The sequence below is a fragment of the Rhodobium gokarnense genome (genome assembly GCF_025961475.1).
Taxonomy (GTDB): domain Bacteria; phylum Pseudomonadota; class Alphaproteobacteria; order Rhizobiales; family Rhodobiaceae; genus Rhodobium; species Rhodobium gokarnense.
Genome location: NZ_JAOQNS010000014.1, coordinates 1 through 20160, shown reverse-complemented (window position 1 = coordinate 20160; position 20160 = coordinate 1). Strand labels below are relative to the sequence as shown.

Annotated in this window: 24 protein-coding genes; 15 read left to right on the top strand and 9 right to left on the bottom strand. The window is 62.8% G+C overall.

The features are described from left to right. Positions 1-19 precede the first annotated feature (19 nt). The 9 genes from M2319_RS20215 to M2319_RS20165 all read right to left on the bottom strand — a co-directional run bounded on the left by M2319_RS20215 (position 20) and on the right by M2319_RS20165 (position 8724). Positions 20-2170 carry an AAA family ATPase gene (locus M2319_RS20215; RefSeq protein WP_264603280.1) on the bottom strand — a complete coding sequence of 717 codons (2151 nt, stop codon included), beginning with the start codon at positions 2168-2170 and terminating at the stop codon, positions 20-22. Then, positions 2167-2802 (bottom strand): hypothetical protein, encoded by a 636-nt coding sequence (locus M2319_RS20210; protein WP_264603279.1) that lies wholly within the window; start codon positions 2800-2802, stop codon positions 2167-2169. Before M2319_RS20210 ends, M2319_RS20215 begins: the two co-directional genes overlap by 4 nt. Positions 2803-2822: 20 nt before the next feature. Beyond that, positions 2823-3119 carry a hypothetical protein gene (locus M2319_RS20205; RefSeq protein ID WP_264603278.1) on the bottom strand — a complete coding sequence of 99 codons (297 nt, stop codon included), beginning with the start codon at positions 3117-3119 and terminating at the stop codon, positions 2823-2825. Then, positions 3116-5893 carry a DNA cytosine methyltransferase gene (locus M2319_RS23185; RefSeq protein ID WP_319801807.1) on the bottom strand — a complete coding sequence of 926 codons (2778 nt, stop codon included), beginning with the start codon at positions 5891-5893 and terminating at the stop codon, positions 3116-3118. Before M2319_RS23185 ends, M2319_RS20205 begins: the two co-directional genes overlap by 4 nt. Positions 5894-5944: 51 nt before the next feature. After that, complete coding sequence (locus M2319_RS20185; protein ID WP_264603277.1) at positions 5945-6724, bottom strand: RuvC family protein; 780 nt, start codon at positions 6722-6724, stop codon at positions 5945-5947. 37 nt (positions 6725-6761) lie between these two features. Further along, complete coding sequence (locus M2319_RS20180) at positions 6762-7418, bottom strand: ribosome modulation factor (RefSeq protein ID WP_264603276.1); 657 nt, start codon at positions 7416-7418, stop codon at positions 6762-6764. A gap of 25 nt (positions 7419-7443) precedes the next feature. After that, entirely contained in the window at positions 7444-7989 is a 546-nt protein-coding gene (locus tag M2319_RS20175; protein ID WP_264603275.1) for an MT-A70 family methyltransferase, read from the bottom strand. 188 nt (positions 7990-8177) lie between these two features. Then, a complete protein-coding gene (locus M2319_RS20170; protein ID WP_264603274.1) occupies positions 8178-8504 on the bottom strand; it encodes a hypothetical protein in 327 nt (108 codons plus the stop codon). Continuing rightward, the gene (locus tag M2319_RS20165; RefSeq protein ID WP_264603273.1) at positions 8497-8724 is read right to left on the bottom strand and encodes a helix-turn-helix domain-containing protein; all 228 of its coding nucleotides are present in this window, start codon (positions 8722-8724) and stop codon (positions 8497-8499) included. Before M2319_RS20165 ends, M2319_RS20170 begins: the two co-directional genes overlap by 8 nt. 173 nt (positions 8725-8897) lie before the next feature. Here M2319_RS20165 and M2319_RS20160 point away from each other — a divergent pair, with 173 nt between their 5' ends. The 15 genes from M2319_RS20160 to M2319_RS20090 all read left to right on the top strand — a co-directional run bounded on the left by M2319_RS20160 (position 8898) and on the right by M2319_RS20090 (position 20093). Then, positions 8898-9548 (top strand): hypothetical protein, encoded by a 651-nt coding sequence (locus M2319_RS20160; RefSeq protein ID WP_406682242.1) that lies wholly within the window; start codon positions 8898-8900, stop codon positions 9546-9548. A gap of 328 nt (positions 9549-9876) precedes the next feature. Continuing rightward, on the top strand, positions 9877-10479 hold the full coding sequence (locus M2319_RS20155; RefSeq protein WP_264603271.1) for a hypothetical protein: 603 nt from the start codon (positions 9877-9879) through the stop codon (positions 10477-10479). Between the two features lie 209 nt (positions 10480-10688). Next, complete coding sequence (locus M2319_RS20150) at positions 10689-12068, top strand: DUF6745 domain-containing protein (protein WP_264603270.1); 1380 nt, start codon at positions 10689-10691, stop codon at positions 12066-12068. 4 nt (positions 12069-12072) lie between these two features. After that, positions 12073-12444, top strand: a complete 372-nt coding sequence (locus M2319_RS20145; RefSeq protein ID WP_264603269.1) for a hypothetical protein — start codon at positions 12073-12075, stop codon at positions 12442-12444. A 106-nt stretch (positions 12445-12550) separates the two neighbouring features. Next, the gene (locus M2319_RS20140; protein ID WP_264603268.1) at positions 12551-13681 is read left to right on the top strand and encodes a hypothetical protein; all 1131 of its coding nucleotides are present in this window, start codon (positions 12551-12553) and stop codon (positions 13679-13681) included. 5 nt (positions 13682-13686) lie between these two features. Further along, entirely contained in the window at positions 13687-13842 is a 156-nt protein-coding gene (locus M2319_RS20135; RefSeq protein ID WP_264603267.1) for a hypothetical protein, read from the top strand. Next, complete coding sequence (locus M2319_RS20130) at positions 13842-14165, top strand: hypothetical protein (RefSeq protein ID WP_264603266.1); 324 nt, start codon at positions 13842-13844, stop codon at positions 14163-14165. Before M2319_RS20135 ends, M2319_RS20130 begins: the two co-directional genes overlap by 1 nt. Positions 14166-14360: 195 nt before the next feature. After that, positions 14361-15308, top strand: a complete 948-nt coding sequence (locus M2319_RS20125; protein ID WP_264603265.1) for a PD-(D/E)XK nuclease-like domain-containing protein — start codon at positions 14361-14363, stop codon at positions 15306-15308. Continuing rightward, positions 15305-16639, top strand: a complete 1335-nt coding sequence (locus M2319_RS20120; protein ID WP_264603264.1) for a hypothetical protein — start codon at positions 15305-15307, stop codon at positions 16637-16639. Before M2319_RS20125 ends, M2319_RS20120 begins: the two co-directional genes overlap by 4 nt. Further along, positions 16639-17082, top strand: a complete 444-nt coding sequence (locus M2319_RS20115) for a DUF968 domain-containing protein (RefSeq protein WP_454557349.1) — start codon at positions 16639-16641, stop codon at positions 17080-17082. Before M2319_RS20120 ends, M2319_RS20115 begins: the two co-directional genes overlap by 1 nt. Further along, on the top strand, positions 17079-17504 hold the full coding sequence (locus M2319_RS20110; protein WP_264603262.1) for a helix-turn-helix domain-containing protein: 426 nt from the start codon (positions 17079-17081) through the stop codon (positions 17502-17504). Before M2319_RS20115 ends, M2319_RS20110 begins: the two co-directional genes overlap by 4 nt. Positions 17505-17515: 11 nt before the next feature. Next, complete coding sequence (locus M2319_RS20105; protein ID WP_264603261.1) at positions 17516-18385, top strand: DUF6551 family protein; 870 nt, start codon at positions 17516-17518, stop codon at positions 18383-18385. After that, positions 18363-18758: a helix-turn-helix domain-containing protein gene (locus M2319_RS20100; protein ID WP_264603260.1), complete on the top strand. Its 396-nt coding sequence runs from the start codon at positions 18363-18365 to the stop codon at positions 18756-18758. Before M2319_RS20105 ends, M2319_RS20100 begins: the two co-directional genes overlap by 23 nt. Before the next feature lie 4 nt (positions 18759-18762). Beyond that, a complete protein-coding gene (locus M2319_RS20095; protein ID WP_264603259.1) occupies positions 18763-19116 on the top strand; it encodes a hypothetical protein in 354 nt (117 codons plus the stop codon). Continuing rightward, positions 19113-20093, top strand: a complete 981-nt coding sequence (locus M2319_RS20090) for an ATP-binding protein (protein WP_264603258.1) — start codon at positions 19113-19115, stop codon at positions 20091-20093. Before M2319_RS20095 ends, M2319_RS20090 begins: the two co-directional genes overlap by 4 nt. The last annotated feature ends 67 nt before the right edge of the window (positions 20094-20160 follow it).

Sequence of the window (20160 nt, the reverse complement as noted above, 5' to 3'; positions counted from 1 at the left end):
ACTTAACGGATTGACCATGTCACAAGCCGCCGTCCCCAGGCCACGTCGCGAACGGATCCTCACCGTCCAACGCGGTGCTGTCCGGCTTGTCCGAGGTTTCATCGCGGCTTCGGTTCGCAAACCCAGCCACCGGTTTGCCGGTGATCCAAACGTAATTGTCGTGGCGCCCGATCAAACGCCGGCTGTGCATCTCCCGCCCCTCTCGCGAGATTGCCTGACGCACGGCCGCGTCGCGCTTTTTCTCATCGCCCTCATCGATGAACGATATGCGCGTAAAGGCATCCTTCCACGCTGCGTATCGGACGACGGTATGGATTGACCTCGGCAGCTTGAGTTCCGGCGGCGTCGGGATGCCCTGTTCGGCAAGGGCGTCGATGAGGGCCTGATAGAGCTGCCGGCGCTGCCCTTTCAGGTGAACGCCGCTCCGGGCCCTGTCGGCCGCCTTCGCCTCGTCCTTGGTGCCCTTATCCACCACGACGCAGGACGTGATCGCCCGGTCGTCCATCTCCCGCCGGCCGATCGTGATCGCGCAGAGTTCGAACTTGACTCTCGCCGTGTCATCGCCATCCTTCTGCTTCTCGACAAACGCGGTTCTGACGCCCGTTTCTTCGTCGCGGTCAACCTGGATGGCGTTATCGATGTTCGCGAAAATAGAACCGTGACCGCGCGGGGATTTGCCATTTTTCGGCATGTGGTGGACCAACATGACGTGCGCCTTCAACTCTGTTGAGATGCGGGCACAGTTCGAAAGGACCAAAGACATGTCCTTTCCGCTGTTCTCGTCGGCGCCGGCCGTCGCCGTCGACAGTGTGTCGATCACGACCAGCTCGAGCCGCTCGTTCATCACCGCGGCCCAGGCCTTGCATTCGGCGATGAACCCGTCGACATCGCCGTCGCGGTGATAGAGGTCGATGGTCGCCGGCATCAGCACGAAATCCAGCGGCGTGTCGGGCGACATCTCGTTGTGCTGCCGATAGGCTCGCAGGCGCTTCTTCACGCCCTTCTGTCCCTCGCCGGCCTGGTAGATGACCCCGCCCTTGCGAACCGCCTTCCCGAAAAACTCGATCCCGCGCGCGACGCACATGGCCATGTCGATGGCCAGGAAGCTCTTGCCGGACTTCGACGCGCCGTAGACCAGCGACCGGTCCCCGCGCGACAGGAAGTCGTCGATCAGGAACTCGTATTCCTCACCTTTGACCCGATCGAGATCCTGGAAGAGCAGGCCGCCGAACTTCGATTTCGGCGGCGCCGGCTTCCATGGACGGGCCAGACGATCGACCATATCCAGAAACGCGTCGGCCGTTCCACCGTCCGCGATCCAGTCGGAGACGTCTCCCTTGTCCGGCAACCCCGGAATGCGAAGGATCCGCAAGGATGAGACCGCGTCCCTCAGAGCCGCGCCAACCAACGTCACGTGCTTCTCGCCGGCCTCATCGTTGTCCGGCAGGATCACGACATGGGCACCGCGCAGGCTCTCGGTGAACGACTGCTGCCATTTGTTGGCGCCGCCGATGTTGCAGGTGGCGACAAGGCCCATGGCCCGGAGATTGTCCACGTCCTTCTCCCCCTCAGGCAGATAGACCGCCTGCTCGAGCGCGACGGCTTCGACGACCTCGGGGAGTCCATAAAGGAATCTGGCAACTTCGCCGAACTCCGTCGTCTCGACATAACGGTCGGCGTGCTTCTGGCTGAACTTGAACCAGTCACCGTCTCGCCGAAACCGGCCGTAGGTTCCATCGCTCAGCCCCCATATCCAGACCCCGTTTTTTGCCTTGCGCCGCTGGCGAAACCGCGGCTCGGCCGGCTTCCGGTAGCGCACCACCTGGCAGACGAAGGTTCCCTCCTCGTCCACATAGTCGTAGGTGGTTTCGATCTCCTTTTCCGAAGCCTTGGCCGCGGCCGCCGGATCCTCCCGCTTCACAAGCCCTTGCTCCTCAAGCCAGCGAACTGCGTCGGAGGTTCCAAGCCCTTTTTCCACTTCGATCAATTTCAAGACGCCGCCGCCCGCGGCCGCCGAATGATCTACCCAAGTGCCCTTGGTGAGATCGACGACACGCGCGCCCCGGGTTCCCCACCTCAGCTCCTTGTCATTCGAAAGGGCCTTGTTCGGGTCTCCCCAAAAGGTGATCGCCACGGGGCCGATCAACGCGACGTAATTGATGTCGCTCACTTCGCCCCCCTCAAATCGATAACCGGCCTTCGCCAGACCCTACGGCGAAGAGCCTTAATCATCTCGTCGTGCAATAGCGGCGCCGGGAGCGCATCGCAAAGCGCCTTGGTCAACACGTGAACAGGCGCCTTGCTGGCTGAACAAAGCTGATAGCACTTTGCTATCGCGCAGAGTTCATCTCGCCAAAGGGTTCCGCACATGACGTGGGGCGACTGGTGCTCCTGTGGATACCAGCGATCCGGCTCATATCGGCTCTCGTCACGAACGGTCGGGTAATACGTTCCGCCCAAAGGGTGTTTTTTTAAAGGGCCGAGTTTTTTTGCGACGTTGTAAGGCCGGACAATGCCTTCGTGAATCTCCAATCTCCCCCATCCAGCCGGGCGCCTGGAAAAGCATTTCTCCTGAAGGCTCATATCGCAAAGGAGCCACATTTCCCGGGCGACCATGCCGTAGGCAAGCCCTTGGCGATCGAGCCTCGCCGGACTGTCGCCTTCGCCCTTGATCTCGATACCGGCGATATGCGTTTCCGTAATCGCCGCAAGATCAAGCGAAGCACCTCTCCAATCCGCAACGCTCAACTCCGTCACGATGATCGACCCGGGGTGCGTGACACGAAGCCAGTCGATGGCCAATTCTCGCAAACATAAAGCCCTCATGCCCCCTCCATCGTCAATTCGTCCACCCAGGGTTTCGGGAAATGCCAGCCATTGTCGGCGACGGGGCAGCGGCGGCCCTTGCGCGCCGTCGCCCACCGCTCCGCAAGCCGGGCGAAGCGCGCATCGTCGGCGGAGACGAACACGACCTCCTGATGCGGCGCCGTTTGCCAGAGCCGGTCGGCGAGGTAGGCGGCAAGGCTCGGGACGACCGTTCGCCCGGCCGCCATGCGTTCGACATGGTCGCGATATCCGCGGCTGCGCAGGTCGAGCTCGGTGGCGATGTCGGGGATCATGCCGCCTCCGTCCGCTGCGCCAGCCAGGGCAGGTTCTCCGCGACGATCGCCGCGGCGACGGGCGGACAGACCGAGTTGCCGCACTTCTCGACCTGCACCGTCTTGGAAAACGGCACGCCCTCGGCATCCGCCTCGATTTGGTAGCTGTCGGGAAAGCCCTGCGCGCGGAACAGCTCGCGCGGCGTCAGCATGCGCATGCCGATGTCGATGAGGACGTAGGTGGCTCCGTCGATCGTCACCGTCACCAGGCTATGCCGGCCGACCGTCGTCACGGTCGGCAGCGGCGCGCCGAGCTGCGGCGCCTGGTCGGTGCCGTAATAGGTCGACAGGAACGCCGTGACGAGGGACGCGTGATTGCCTTCGGCCGTGACGGTCCGCGCCGGCTGCCGCAGGTCGCCTTCGCCGCCCGCCGTGTTCGACCCGTAGAAATGCGACAGGTGCGCCGCCACGATCGCCTGTTGCGCGCCCGTCGCGGTCACCGTCGACAGCGGCGCATCGGCCGTCCGTCCGACGACGCCCGTGTTGTGCTGCGCCATGAAGGCCGCGACAAGCGCGTGTTTCTGCCCGCCGGCGACGACCGTGCCGAGCGGCTTGTCGAGGCCGGGCACCCGCGGCGCCTGGCCCGGGCGCTCGCCATATCCCGTCTGGACGAGCGTCGGCGCAATGAGGGCCGACTTGCCGCCGCCGCCGGCCGTGACGGTCGCCAGCGGTTCCCTGGCGCCGTGCCCGACGCTGGCGCCGAATTGCCGGGAGACGAAGGGCATCACAAGCGCCCGTTCGCCGCGATGTGCGGCCGTCGTCGTGCGAAGCGGTTCGCCGATCGGCTCCACGCGATCCGAACCGGCATGCGTGATCGGCAAGATGAACGGTTCCGCGGCCTCGATCACGTATTTGCCGACACCCCGCGCAACGCGCCGAAGCGTCGTCGGCTGGAGCGGGCGCACCGCGCGAAGGCCGAACTTCGCCATGATCTCCGCCGCCGTGTCGAAGATCGACGGGCACGGCAGCGACCAGTCGATGATTTCCGCCGCGCTGCGCCAAGGCAGCTTTCGCCCGGCGATGACGTCGATATCGTCGGCCCGCCCGTGCGTCGGCTTCGGCCAGGCGATCGGCAGCCCGTCGCGCCGGGCGATCATGTAGAGCCTTTTGCGGATCGTCGGCGCGCCGTAGTCGGCCGCAACCAGCTCGCGCCAGTCGACCCGGTAGCCGAGGCGCCGCAGCTCGCCGACGAACCGCTTGAAGGTCTCGCCCTTGCGGTCCGGACACGGGAAGAACCGGCCGGATGCGTCCGGCACCACCGGCCCCCAATCGCGGAATTCCTCGACATTTTCGAGGATGATCACCTTCGGGCGCACCGACTGCGCCCACCATTTGACCACCCAGGCGAGATCGCGAATGTTGCGCTTGACCGGCCGCGATCCCTTGGCCTTGGAGTGGTGCTTGCAATTGTGGACGACGATCCCGTCCGCGACGTAAGACTCGTCCTCCTCGACCGCGATATTGAAGACTTCGACGGGCTCTGAGGCTTCTCCGACCCTTTGAACCCGAGACCAGTTATGGATGCCCTCGCGGACCGTCTGCAGCCTCTTCCGCGTCTCCCTCCATCTGACGAGATAGGTGCGCTTCGCTTGCACATCGCGTCCTTCGATCGTAGAGGAGTTGGCACGTGGGTTCGAGACGGTGGCGGTAAAGCCGAGGCTCTCCGCAATGGCTTTGGTCGATAGAGCCAACGCCTTGGAGATTGTGATCGTCTCGGTGACGCTGTTGCCGGAAATCATAAGCTGGCTGCCATCGGCCGACACATAGCCGGCAAGCAGAGCGCGACGCAGCTCTACAGGTGCGGACATGCACCAGGCCGGGAAGTGCTTATGGTAACCACCATGGCCGAACTGGCCCCTGATCCACTCCACCAAGCCGCGATGGTTCGTGCTAAATTGCACGGCCGTCTCGACCTCACGACGATGCCAAGCGAGTTCGCCATGCCCGGCGCGCATCCCTAACCTGGGCCAAGCGTCGAGACGTTCGGCGAGTTCGTCGGCCTCGTCCTTCGCGCAGATTATGACCAGTTCCGCATGGCCGCCTCTAATGCGCGACCACCCGTCGCCGACATATCGGCCAACTAGCCACATCAGCCGCTCATCCACGTCGATCCCCCTGCCGCCGACTTGGGGGATCGGCAGAGCTCCGAACTCGCAAGGAGTGGCGCAGAAATCCCTGTCGCCACCGGCGGCATTCATCGCCGCGTTGCCGATCCGCAAATTGGTTGCCGCCACCCACCGCGCCTCGAGTAGCGTCCGGCGGTAGTTTCGCCGTCTGTTGTCCCAGACATTCTCTATCGGTCGTGCCAAGAAGGGGTGTTCGCCGCTCACCATCAAGGTGGGCGAACCTTGGATATCGACGCTGTGCACCGACTTCTTTGCGCGCATCGTCCCGTAGACGCGACGGTACCTTCCCGCGTGCGTGAGGACACAATCGCCTTCGACGATGCTTTCGATGGGTCGGTAACCCTGATCGGTCAGGATCATTGTTCCGGCAACGAAGCAATCCGGCGAGGCCCAGACGAGGTCGACTTCCCTGTTGCGGACGTATTCCCACGGGTCCGATTTCCAAACGCTGCGCTCCAGGTGCAGCGTCTCCGGATGGTTCGCCGCGTGCATGCGGATCGCCGCGTGATCGTGGTTGATGGCGATATCCGGAGAACGCCCCGTCGCCATTTCGATGCCAAGCGAGGCCCCGCCGCCGCCGGCGAACAGATCGATGATCAGGCCGCTCATTTCTTTTTCAGTCTGTTGCGATGCCAGGCGACGAAGCCATCCGGATCGACTTCAATCATGCGCAGCGCCTTGACGATGGCGTCGAAGACCTCCGCCTGGCGCATCGCATAGGTCGAGGGCTCCCTGATCGCCCCCATCTTCTGAAGCGCCGCCTGAACGCCGCGCAGGTGCCCGGCCCTTTCCAGGCAGGCGTCGATCATCTCCTGAAGCCTGATCTTTTCGCCGGCCATCGGATCCCTCGAAACTGAACAGGCTTTCCGCCCGCACCCGCGCGCCGCGCGGCCCAACCATTTGGCCCTGAAGCCACCAGAGCACGCCGACCGCTTCTGCAGCGTCGGAATCCAGGGCCCGAACGCCGACCAGCCGGCATCGATCAATCGCTGCCTGCTTCCAGGCCTTGCGCCGACCGGAGGACGGCACGCCCTTGCCGATCTTGACCCCGAAGGCCGATCGCCACTGGTTCTCCTTGACCTCTTCAACCGGAATGCTGCAGCGACAGGCGCAGGCGTAGACGATCGCCGTGAAGCCGTAGAGTTTTCGCAGCGTGTTGATGTTGGTGATCGGGCTCCGGACCTTGCGGACATGGCGAACATTGTCGACGAAGTATTCCTCCGTCGTCTCCCGGCTGATGTCCGAACGCAGCGGCGCCTCGATCGCGATCCGTACCGGCCGGTGCTTCTTCAGGATCCGGTAGACCTTGTCCTCGAATGCCTTGAAGACATCCCCCGGCCCGTCGCCATCGACGCGGAAGGACCAGGCCTTGATCTGCCCGTCGTCGTCACGCAGGGCGACGCCAGTAACCGTCGCGATGTCCATGCCGATGAGGATCATCGACCGCGCCCTTCAACTCGCTGGTTGATGCGTGCGGCTACTCCGCCGCGTTTTTCCTGCGCGCGTTCATATCGACGATCGTTGGACCGTCGATCCTCTCCTCGAGCTCGGACCGGGTAACCTCGCCGACGTCGGTCGGCCCATCGTCGTCGTCCTCGGTCCCATCGATGGCCTCATCAAGGGAATCGTCGACGGTCTCCTCATCGTCCCCTTCATCGCCTTCGCCCTTGATGACCTCGGCCTGCATCTCGAGGATCTGTTTGCGCTGGGCGGTACCGGCATGAAAGCCACGCAGCCAGGACTGACCGGTGGCGGACGTCGGGTCGTGGGGGTTGGCCTCCGGGACATCATCCTGCAGACCCGCCCGCAACCCGTCCTCATGGGCCTTGTCCTCGATCGGCGTGCGATCTTCCTTCGGCTCATCGAAAAGGTCAAAATGGCGCGGCAGGTCGAGGCCCAGATAGCCGGCGTAGAGGATCTTGTTTTTCAGGTGCTGCACCACCTCGTGCGGCTTCTTCGCCTTCTGCAGCTTGGCGCAAAACTCCAGCGCCTCGACGTCAATTTCGTCGGTGATCGCCTGCTTTTTGGCGTTGCGCAACGACCCGACGGCCGAGTCCTTTTCTGCCGTCGCGCGCTTGATTCGCCCATGGTGGAAGATCACCATGCCCTTGATGTTGTCGCCTTCGCCAGTCATCGGCGGTCTCCTTTTGCAACGGCGGTCAATGCCGCCCCTCATTGAACTTTCCGGCTTCGTCGCCCCAACTGTCCCAACCGGGCCGGGTCTCCCGCGAAAACAGATCCGCACGCCGCGCTCCCGGCAGTAGCCGCTCCGCTTCCCGATATGCCTCATCCGGTTTCCTGGAATGTTCGCGCAGCGGTCCTTCGACGACGGTCCGCACGACCGGGCATGTTGCAGGCGTCCCGTTGATGAAAATCAGGAACGGCTCCGACGCGCTGCGCAACCGATAGCCTGGGCCGAACCCCAGCTTCCCGTGCTTGGTCCGCTTGACCCAGACGCCCGATGTCACGAACTGGAAGCCCCAGAAGCGGCCGACCTCGATCTGCTGATCGATCATTGGATGGGTGGCCCAAAGCCAGAGCACGGCGTCCTTCGCCGCCAGGTGCCCTACGGGAAAGCTTCGCTTGATCTCGCCGACAGTCATCGTCGTGTAGTGGCGATCCGGACCCTTGCTGGTCCGGCCCTTTTCCGACCATGTCTCAAAGCGCCAATTCGGGTCGGCCATGATCAGGTCGTAGCCGAACATCTGCAGCGCCCCGAACGGCCAAGACCGACCTTCGCCAGGACCTTGAGCGGAAATGGGCTGCATCACGGATCAGCCCCCGAACCGGACATCACGGGAATGGCGCCGCATCGCCGCGACCCGGCACAGCAGAGCCGAAGCGAAGGCGCCTGCGAAAAACGCGCAGAAGATCGCGCCGAGGCAATCCTGGGTCATGCCGCACCTATGGCATGGAGACGTTCGCGCGCCAGCGCGAGCCGCATGTCGTGTTCCTTGAGCGCGCCGGCGAGCGCATCGACCAGCCGGACGACATAGTGGACTTCGACCCGAACCGGATCCCCGCGGCAAAGCCGCAACAGCCACGATCCGAGATCGTGCCTGGCGCTGAGGTTGCCGATCGCCGCCTCTTTCGTCCCGGTCTTGATGCGCTCGAGAGCGACTGCCTGATTGGCGAGATCCCGGATCTCCGCTCGCGCCTGTTCCTTGTCCCGCAGATCGCGTTCGATTTTTCCACGGTGCGGGGCAAGGAATTCACGCATCTGAGCCCTCCTTCTCGGTAGTCTTTTGCTTGTCTTTCAGCATTTCAGGTGTGATGTGTCCGGCCTTCAGACTTTCCAAAAGCGTCAACATCGCCCCCGCCACCGTCTGCCCTCTTTCGAGCCGGCAGACGGTCGGCTGCCGAACACCCAGCAGTTTTGCAAACTGCGCCTGAGACATCCCGAAGCTCTCCCGGAGCTCTCGAATCCCCGCACCATCCATCGATCACGACCTCAATGTGATTCATCATACCTTTTGTATTCCATTCGATCGCCTCTCGTCAATACCCGAAGTATCCGCGTATTTGCGATGGGTGGCCTATGAGCAGATGGCAACGATTGAGGGCAGCGCGCGTAGAGGCCGGGTATGCGCATGCGTCGGAAGCCGCGAAGGCAATGGGCGTGCGTGAGGTGACCTATGTGTCGCACGAAAACGGCACCCGGGGCATGACCGCCGACGCCGCGATTCGATATGCCCGGTTTTTCCGAATCAGCCTGAAGTGGCTCCTGACAGGCGAAGGGCCGAAGCGCGGCGATGAGGCGGAACCGCCGGCGCCTCTCGACACGGCCGGCGCACCCTACTCAGGAAAGGGCGTGATTTTGGCGCCCATCGTCGGGAAAGCCGAGGCCACGTCGTGGATCCATGTCGATGACATCCAGGACGACATTCTCGGGACGATCCCCGTCGTCCCGGACCCAAGATTCGATCGGGCCGACTATGTCGCCTATCAGGTTGTCGGCGACTCCTTCGACGAATTTGTTCGCGATGGCGGCTATGTCGTTGCCGTGCCTTGGGCGAAAACCGGAATGTCGCCAAGGTCCGGTCTGCCGGTGGTCGTGGAACAATTCCGAAACGGCGGCAGCTTTCGCGAGCGGACCCTGAAAGAGATTTCGATCAGAAACGGACGGATCATGCTGGCGCCGCGGTCGTCTAACCCGCGCCACAAGCCGATCGACATCGGGCCCATCAATGCCTCGCCCAACGACGAGGTCGAAGTGCAAATCGCCGCGCTGGTGATCACCTTCGTGCAGCCCGCCGTTTTTTGAGTTGTGACATATGTGACATGCGGTGTGACATCACCGAGTCATTGTTTTTTTTGGCCTTTTTCGAACAATTGTCACAGATGTCACAAGATCTGAGTTGGCCCGCGTCTTGCTACGCGCTCGGCTCAGAAAAATAGTATTGCGCGCGGCTCAGAGACAAGGACGTATAACTAAACTCTGAGAGGGGGGTAGGGGCCTATAGCCCCTACCCCTCCTTCTCAGTGTGAACGCGCGCGAGAAACATCTTCACAGCCCACTAAAAAAATCATACCCTTCGTATTGACATACGCTCGGCAATGAGCAATACATTGGGTATTCAACGGAGTGAGCCATGCAGATGACAACTCGCACACGAAGAACGGCCGGCACGCATTGCGACCGCATCATCGAGGGCGTTCGGTATCGACTCTGCGCGGCCATTGCCGAGGAAACAGCCAAGACCAACCGCTTGTGCGACGACCTTGCCAGCCACCACCGACGCCTGTCGCAGGATCAAAGCCCCGAGGCACGATGCAAGGCCGAAGAAACACCGGATGCCAAGGCCGCAGGACTTCGACCGTTTTTCGCTTTTATCCAGGATTTAGAAGGCTCTCCGATCATCGATGAGGCACTTGCCGTCGACCGGATCCTCGACACCGAGCAGAAGTGTGTCGACCGCATCCTCCAGGGCGGCTGCTACGGCCCTGTATCCAGAGTAATTTTTGCCGATATCGGATCTGGACAGGCTTTCGATGCAACGAAAGCCATCGCCCGCCTTGTCGCCGACCAGATCGACGCCGCCGAAGAAAATCGCGACTTCGCCATCCGGTTCGTCGAAGGGCACCTTCCGTTCGTTTGGGACGGCGAGAAGTGGGTCCGCGTGAGTGCCGCCGGCGATTGGACTCGCCCCTACCAGCGCGGTGACATCATCTTCCCAACGAAGGAACGCGTCTGATGGACTCGAACATTATCCGGAAGCCAAATTGCGCCGAAGGCGGGATTACGTGCGAAGAAAAAGCGGCAATGGATATCCACACAGAAATGTGGATCCGCAGAGTTCTGCGCACCAAGCCAATCGAGCCAACAAAGATCCGGCGCGCGATTGTCGATCTATATGCTGCGGCCGGACGTCCCGCACCGCGCGTAGTTATTGTTCCATCCCCAATGGTGATGGCCTTCTCGTATGGTGCATCGGCCGCAATCTGGTACACGTACGCCGCCACGCACGCCGCCACGGACGCCGCCACGCGCGCCGCCACGTACGCCGCCACGTACGCCGCCACGCACGCCGCCACGGACGCCGCCACGCACGCCGCCACGCACGCCGCCACGTACGCCGCCACGGACGCCGCCACGGACGCCGCCACGGACGCCGCCACGCACGCCGCCACGGACGCCGCCACGCACGCCGCCACGCACGCCGCCACGCACGCCGCCACGCGCGCCGCCACGCGCGCCGCCACGCGCGCCGCCACGGACGCCGCCACGGACGCCGCCACGGACGCCGCCACGCGCGCCGCCACGCGCGCCGCCACGGACGCCGCCACGCACGCCGCCACGCACGCCGCCACGCACGCCGCCACGGACGCCGCCACGGACGCCGCCACGCACGCCGCCACGCACGCCGCCACGGACGCCGCCACGGACGCCGCCACGCGCGCCGCCACGTACGCCGCCACGGACGCCGCCACGGACGCCGCCACGGACGCCGCCACGGACGCCGCCACGGGCGCCGCCACGTACGCCGCCACGGGCGCCGCCACGCGCGCCGCCACGCGCGCCGCCACGGACGCCGCCACGGACGCCGCCACGTACGCCGCCACGGGCGCCGCCGAAACCGCAGCGGCGCGCGCGTGTTTTGATCTCGCGGGCCCCTTGGGCGTCCAATGCGCTCGACTGTGGTGGAGGGTTTATCAAGGCGGCAACATGTGGGGCAGCTACGATTGTTATCTTACGGCTGCGCGCGACATCCTTGGGCTGAGATTGGCGCCTCATGCGGCATACGACGCTTGGGAACGCGCGGCCATCCACGGCGGGTTCCGCGTGATGCACGAGAAATTCTGCATCGTCTCGGATTTCCCGGAAGTCCTCAAACTTGACGACGGTAACTTGCCTCATTGCGAGGATGGACCATCCCACCGTTGGCGCGACGGATGGTGTCTCTACCACTGGCATGGAACGCGCGTGCCGGCGCATTGGATTGAAAACAAGGCAACGCTCGAACCAGCCGAAGTTCTGCGTGCCGAGAACGTCGAGCAACGAGCCGCAGGCGCTGCCATCATCGGATGGCCGAAGATGCTCGACAATCTTAAGCACCGTGTCATCGACAGCCACGAAGATCCGCAACGCGGCGATCTCTTGGAAGTTTGGTTGCCAGGACTTCCGGAAAGCGAGCTCTACCTGAAATTCTTCTGCCCGAGGAACGGGGAGATGATGGAGGCCGTCAACAAGCGCGAGCTGGCGAAGCCTGATCTACACCACGCGCATGCCTGGCACGCGAGAGTGCCGGCGAATCTTTATTCCCCACCTGAAAAACGGAGCTAATCGGATGTCTGCTTTCGACAACGTTACCGCTTGCCGCCTGACCAACGCCCATGGCGAGGTCAATTTCATCCGGATCGACGAAGGGACCGTCGACACGGACGGGTTCGCACTCGTCGGGCCCGGTCCAGATGGATTCATCGTTGGCCATTCGGAAAGCGGTCATCACCACGTCCTGGAAGCCGGCGGCGCGACTGTGATGGAGTTCCAGGATGCCGGTATGAAGATGCTTTACGCCATTCTCGGCAAACCGGCGGTGCTGAAACAGTCGGCTGGAGATCCCCATGAGGAACAGGTGGTAGAGCCCGGCGCCTACCTCATTACGAACAACCAGGAATACAACCCGTTCACTGAGCAAGCCCGCCGGGTCGCTGATTAGATGATTATCGGAGGCCTTTGGCTGGATGCCGAAGGCCTTCAGCATCCAGCAAACGAAGGCAGGCCATGACCCGCATTGAGTCCGCAGCCTTCGCCATCTGGCGAACATGGGCGCGGGAGAACGATCCGGCTCGCGCCGAGCGAAGGTGGGCGCGGCTAAAGCCGAAGATCAGGGACGACTTTATTCGCGAGGCGGTCGCGGCCGCAGAGGCCTTAGGGGTGGAAATATGAGCAATGTCATTGAATACGTCGGAGAAAATCCCGTTTCCGTTCTCGTCGACGGCAAGAAGTTCGAAGAATTCTTCAAGAACATCCGCAAAGAGGTGTTGGCGGCGCCCGTCGATCTCGAAACCGTGAAGGGCCGGAAGGCCATCGCTTCGACGGCCTATAGGATCGCCCAAACCAAGACCGCGATCGACAACGCCGGCAAGGCGCTGACGGACGACGTGCGAAAGAAGATCAAGGAAATCGATGGCACCAGGAAGGAAATCCGCGGTCGCCTGGATGCGCTGAAGGCCGAAGTTCGCAAGCCCCTCGATGATTGGGAGGCGGCCGAAGAAAAGCGGGCGGAAATCGTCAAGGAAAAGATCGCCTGGATCGAGGGCGCTGGCCGCACGGACTTCAACGACACGGCCGAGACGATGGGCAGCAGGCTCGCCGATCTGAAGGCGTTCCATGTCGATCCGGATGTGTTCCAGGAATTCGAAGCCGCCGCTGCGGCGAAACTGAAGGATGCGATCGGCTCCCTTGAGGTCGCCGTCGAGCGCGCCAGGATTGCCGAGGCAGAGAAAGCAGAGCTCGAGCGACTCAGAGCTGAAGAGGAAAGGCGCATCGCCGAGGAACGCGCCCGCAGGGCCGAGGAAGAGCGCAAGCGCCGTGAAGAGGCCGAGGCCCGGCGCGCTGAGGAGGAGCGCCAGCGGATCGAAGCCTTGACTGCCGCACGAGCCCGCGAAGAGGCAGAACAGGCGGCCGAGGAACGGATTCGCGCCGCCGAGGCCGAGAAGCAGCGTGTCATCGAAGCCCAGCAGGCGGAAGAGCGTCGCCAGGCCGAGGAAAAGCGGCAGCGCGAGGAAGAGGAGCGGCGCCGGGCCGCCGACATCGAAAACCGCACCCGCGTGATCGACGAAGCGGTAACGGCCATCTGCGCTGCGATCAAGGTTCTGCCGAAGAAGCATGCCAAGGCCGTCGTCGAAGCGATCGCCGACGGCGTCGTGCCCAACGTCTCCATTCGGTTCTAGCTGCCATGGCCTTCTTCGGAGCAGTAGCTGGTGGCGCCCTTCTCGCCGCGTTCCTTGTCAAAGCGACGGAAAGCCGTGTGGTGTTCGTCGCTTGGCTGCTGGCGGCGGTCGCGGTGATCCTTCTTTTCGATGACGAGATCAAAGCCTTGGGAGCGATGTGATGAGCAAGCCGCAATTCACGCCGGGGCCGTGGCGCGTTTATCAGGACGGCATCCATCCGGATTTTCAATCCCACGCCGACCCAAATGGTTCTCATGCGATTTGTGCAGATTTCTTTGGGCCTGATGCGGCTTTCAACAGGCAAGCAGTTTCGGCTCTTCCGGACCTCTACGAGGCGCTGGAAGCATGCGCGGCAGCCATCGGCGAGTGGTCCCGGCCGGGGCCTGTAAACGGAATGACCGTTCCGGCAGATTCCCATCCGTTGCTCGCAGCGATGAAAAGTGCCCATGCCGCGCTCGCAAAGGCGCGAGGAGAAAAATCATGACCACGATAATCGATCCCTACGCCGCCTGGCGCGCGATGCTTGCCGGCGAGCCTGAGGATAGCCAGCAAAAGCAGCCGGCACGCCCCCCCCCGGGGGGGGGGCAACGGTCTACCGCGATGAACGCGAGGCAAGACCGGTCGGCATAGGACACAACGGCGGTCCGCCGCTGAGCGACTGAGATTTGAGGATGCAATCATGATCCCCTGGAATGGCCACCCCATCACCGAGCCCGGCACCTATACCGGCATGCCGCTGGATTTCTACCACGGTAAGCCGACCGGCCCCGAGCCCTGCATTTCGTCGTCTGGGCTGAGAACCATTTGGACCAAGAGCGAGGCGCACTACTGGTGCGACAGCCCCTACAACCCCAGGCGCGAGGATCAGAAGGACGAAAGCGACGCGGTGATCTTGGGCCGGGCGGCTCACCACCTGCTTCTGGGAGAGCAGGAGTTCTCGAAGCGCTTCGTCCTCCGCCCCGAAAGGGTTGATGGCGCTGCCTGGAACGGCAATCGCACGGCCTGCAAGGAATGGCTGGAGATGATGAAGGACTCCGGCCTGACGGTGCTGACGCCGACACAGCGCGAGAAGATCCTGCGCATCCGCGATGCCCTCGCCAACCATCCGGCGGTGCAATCCGGCATGCTCGACGGCGACGTCGAAACGTCGACGTTCTGGAAGGACGAAGAGACCGGCATCTGGCTCCGTTCCCGCCCCGATGTTCGGCCGAGCGACGACGACTACACCGACCTCAAGGTCACCCATTCGGTGCAGACCGAGGACTTTGTCCGGTCGATGCGGATGTTCCGCTACGACATGCAGGGTGCCCTGGTCGGCTGGGGGCACGAAGTGATGACCGGTCGGCCGATAACGTCGTTCACGCTCGTCTGCGTCGAGTCCTCGGCGCCCTATTGCGTTCGGGTGTTCACGCTGGATCCGAAGGACCAGATGCGCGCGGCCAAGTGCTGTCGTTGGGCGCTGAAACGATTCAAGCGGGCTTGGGATACCGGCTGTTGGCCGGGCCCGCACGGCTATGACGACGTCGAGACGTTCAGGTTCCCGGAATGGGCCGCCGACAAGATGGAAGCGGAAATCTCCAAGGCCCGCGACGAAGCGATTTTCCACGGACAGGAAGCGGCGGAATGAGCATGGACATTGTCGACAACGATACGGGCGAGATCGTCGAGAGCGGGTTCGATGTTTCGAAAAGCCTGGCGGTCGGTCTGACCCGGGCGGAGATCGATCAGCAGATCGCTTCAGCGCACGCCTATCCGCGCACGCTGAAGCGTGTCGCCTCCCAGATCATGAATCTGGCAACGCTGGACGAAGATACGGCAGCCGAATGCATGTACGCCCTTCCGCGCGGCGGCAAGCCGATCAAGGGTCCATCCGTCCGCTTCGCCGAGATCCTGCGTCAGGCCTATGGCAATTGCCGGTCGGCGGCCCGGGTCGTTCACGTCGACCGCGCCGAGAAATACGTCGAAGCCGAGGGCATCTTCCATGACCTGGAAACCAACTCGGCAACAAGCGTCCGTGTCCGGCGCCGGATTTCCGGCAAGGACGGGCGCACCTACAACGACGACATGATCGTCGTCACCGGCAATGCCGCGTGCGCGATCGCGCTTCGGAACGCGACGTTGAGCGGTATCCCGAAGGCGCTTTGGCGTCGCGCCTATGAGTCCGTGCAGAGTGTCATTGCCGGCGATGTCACCACGCTATCGGAAAACCGGGAAAAGGCCATTCAGGCCTTTGCCGTCTATGGCGTGACGCCCGACGAAATCTTCGCCGCGCTGGGTGTGGATGGGAACGAGGACGTCACCATCGATCACATCGTCACCCTTCGCGGCATGTTCTCCGCCATCAAGAACGGCGAAGCCACCGTGGAGGAGATGTTCGCGCGGCAGGCCAACACGGCAGAGGACAAGGCCGCGGCCGAGCGACTGAAAGAACGTGTTGCGGCAAAGAAAAAGGACCGGGAAGGCTTTTCCGCGGCGAAAGGCACGGTTGATGCCTCGATGAGCGAGGCATCAACAGGAAATTCGAAGAAGGCACCCGCCGATGCGGCGGACCATGTGTCGACCGAGGAGAAGGCCCTTCAGTCGACCGACAGCGGCGACCAGGAATCTTCCGTCGCTGCTGAGGCATTGTCCGGTGAAGGTCCTGCGTCATCGGACAATGCCTCCCCCCCCCCTCATGAAGAGGGCGGAGTCGTGCTTTCGCTTCCGGAGCGGATCAACAAGGCCCTCTGGGATTGCGAGTCCGCCGAACAAATCGAGGTGGTCTATGAGGAGGCGTTCGCAGAGGAGGTGAACCAGACCCTCAACGACAGCGGACTGGACCGGAGTGTTTTCACCGACATTGTCAACGCGCACCGCGACTCCATCGCGGGAAAGACCAGTGCGGAGGAAACCCAGGCGAAGATCCGCGAGCTCGTCAATTCGGCCAATCTGGCTCTGAAGAAATCCAGCGGAGGCTGATGGGGATGGGCGCATATCGCTTTGCCCGTCCGGACACGGCCTTCAGCAGGGACGGAAAGGGGCGCACGAAGCGGCCACGCCGAACAGCGGCCCAGCATCTTCGCTGGATCCGGACGCTTCCGTGCCTCGTGACTGGCAAGTTCGGCGATATCCACGCCGCCCATATTCGTTACGGCGACCCGCGGTTCGGAAAGCGCGCCACCGGCATGGGCGAGAAGGCGGACGACAAATGGACGGTGCCCCTTTGCGCGGAACAGCACGTCTTTGGTGACGGCGCGCAGCACGCCGCGAACGAGCGCCGTTGGTGGGCTGCAAAGGGCATCGATCCCGTCGCCGTCGCGGTCGCTCTCTGGACCGCCAGCGGCGACGACGAAACCGCCGAACAGATCCTTTCCGAAGCCCGCGAACAGGCAAGAAAACTGAAGCAAGGAGAACGTCAATGACCACGAAGCAGCCCAACGCGATCGACGTCCAGGTCGGCCACAACATCCGCAAGATCCGCAACGTCAAGGGCATGAGCCAGGAGAAGCTCGGAGAACACCTCGGGGTCAGCTTTCAGCAGGTGCAAAAATACGAAAAGGGCACCAACAGGGTGAGCTCCTCCAAACTGGTGTCGATTGCCCGCGCCCTCGACACCGATATCGCCACACTCTTCGACGGCGTCGAGGGTATCGGTCTTGATACGCCTCTCCTGTCGTTGATCCTGACCTCCATCATCGACCGGTCCGGTGGCCGTCAGCTTCTCGCCGCCTATGACGCCATGACCATCCCGGAGCGCGAAGGCCTCGAGCGCGTTGCGCAGGCGATTATGGAAGCCAGGACACTGATTGCCGACAACGGCACACCGGCCACCGCCGCGGCGTAGGGAGACGGCTGATGGCCTTCTCGAAAAACGACTGGACAGCCGCAAAGGCGGAGATGCGACGCATTGCGGCCATGCAGTTTCCCGACATCTCGCCGGGGATGGTGAGCGAGACTGCTCCTGTCCTGCGTGACGCCGACCCGCTTGCGCTGCTCGTCGACGAGAGCTACCAGCGCAATCTCGGTGAGCGCTCGGTGAGGCTGATCCGCAAGATCCTGTCGGCCTGGGACTGGCGCGCATTCAAGCCTCCGGTTGTCGTCGAGGTCGACGGCGACCTGCACGTCATCGATGGCCAGCACACGGCGATTGCCGCTGCGTCGCACCCGGAGATTAAAACCATCCCCGTGCTTTTGGTCGATGGCGGCGCCGTTGAGGACCGCGCAACAGCCTTCGTCAAGCACAACCGCGACCGCATCGCCATCACGCCGATGCAGCTTTTCTACGCCCGGCTCAAGGCCGGGGATGAGGACGCCCTGACGATCAGCCAGGTTTGCGAGCGCGCGGGGGTGCGCGTTCTGAAATACCCGCCGGCGAACGGACGCTACAAGGAAGGCGACACCGTTGCCGTCGCGACCCTGGAACAACTGATCCGCCGTCGCTACGTCGTCGGCGCGCGCAAGGTTCTAGACGTCCTGGTCGAGGCGCGCCAGGCGCCGGTCCAGACGGCGGCGATCAAGGCCGTCGAAACGCTTCTCTTCGCGCCGGAATATGCCGGCCAAGTCGATCCGGGAGACATCGCGACCACTCTGCGCCGCCTCGGACGCGATGCCGAGCGCCAGGCAGCCTTGTTGGCTCAAGAGCACCGCGTCCCATTGTGGCGCGCACTGGTAACCGTGCTGTTCCGAAACACGAGGAAAATCCGTGGACGCCAACGCTCGTCTTGAGGTCGTTGAAAACGAAAACGAAGTGCTGCGGGCGCGGATTGCTGTCCTCGAGGATGCTCTGATGGAGACAAAACCCTTGCCCATCGAATGGAGTTTGACCGGCGCAGAGGCCTGCGTGTTCGGGGTTCTTGTCAACCGCTCCATGGCGACCAAGGACGCCATCTTGGCGGCACTCTATCGCGACGTCGGCAAGGACGAGGCGGAACCTAAAATCGTGGACGTGTTCATCTGCAAACTGCGCAAAAAACTCAGACTGTTCGATGTCGAGATCCGGACGGTCTGGGGCCAGGGCTATGCCTTGGCCGAGGAAACGCGCCGTACGTTCAAGAAAGGTGCCGCCGAGCAGAACTCACCAGAGAATCCGGAGGTCTGATCACATGGGACAGCCAAAGCCCGTCTTGGGCTATCCGAGCCAAACCGCAGCTATCCTCGCCATGCAAGAAGCGGGGCTGGACAACGATGAGATCGGCGCGCGAATTGGCATAAGCGTGAAGATGGTCACCTCGCTGGCCCACTCCGGGCAAAAAGGCCAGAAGCGGATGCGGCGGCCATTCGACAACCTCAACACTCAGGAATTCACGCTGCCGCTCGATATCGTGCACGGCCTGAGGCCACATGCTGCCAAGCGTGATGTCACCGTAAACGAGCTCGTACGGCGTATCTGCGACGCGGTGATTGAAGACATGATCGTAGATGCTGTGCTCGACGATTTGCCGGAGGCCGCGGAATGACGGCAGTGCCTCACCCCATTCCGGACGATGCTCTTGATGCAGATATTGCCATCCTCGGCAAGAAGGGGCGCGGAAAGACGTACACGGCCAAGGGGATAGTTGAGCGACTTCTCGACCTCAAACGTCGCGTCCTGGTGCTGGATCCGCTGTCAACTTGGTGGGGGTTGCGATCGTCCGCCGACGGCACCGGAGAAGGGTATCCGGTTGCCGTGATTGGCGGGCCAAAAGCGGACTTGCCATTGAGCGAAGCGATAGGCACGCCGCTCGCGCGGATTATTGCCGAAAACAACATGCCGACCGTCATCGATATGGGCGAGATGCGCAAGGCTGCTTGGCAGCGTTTGGTCGGCGATCTTCTGGAGGAGTTGTGGATCACGAACCGAGATCCGCTTTGGATCGTCTTGGAAGAAGCCGACGTCTTCGCGCCGCAGACCCCCGGCAAGCAGGATGCTTCGACACGAGTTCTTGGCGAAGTTGACCGGATTGCCCGGCGCGGCCGGGCCTATGGGTTCCGCCTGATTTCCATCACCCAACGTCCGGCACGCATCAACAAGGACGTGCTGACCCAGCTCTCGACGCTCGTGGCCCTTGGTGTCACGAGCCCGCAGGACCGGGATGCGATCAAGGCGTGGGTGGATGGAAACGCGGACAATGACCGGGCAAGGGAGGTTATCGAAAGCCTTGCCAGTCTCAGTGTTGGCGAGGGCTGGGTCTGGTCTCCAGATCACGCAATTTTGGACCGGGTGTCATTTCCACAGATCCGCACGCTCGATACCTCCAAAACACCGAAAGCGGGTGAGCAGCGGCTGGAACCGACCTGCCTTGCAGACGTCGATCTCAGTGCAATCCGCGCCGCGCTGCAACAGGACGAGACAGAAGACCTCCGGCCAAAGCGGGCAGTCGTCACTGAGTCCGATGCCAAGCAGGCAACAGATGCTGCATTCGAACGCGGGGTAGTGTCTCAGTTTGAAATTTAGGGAAGGATGGCACGCCTTGCTAAGCGGAATTCAATTGTTCCTGTAGAAGCCGTGAAACGATCGCATG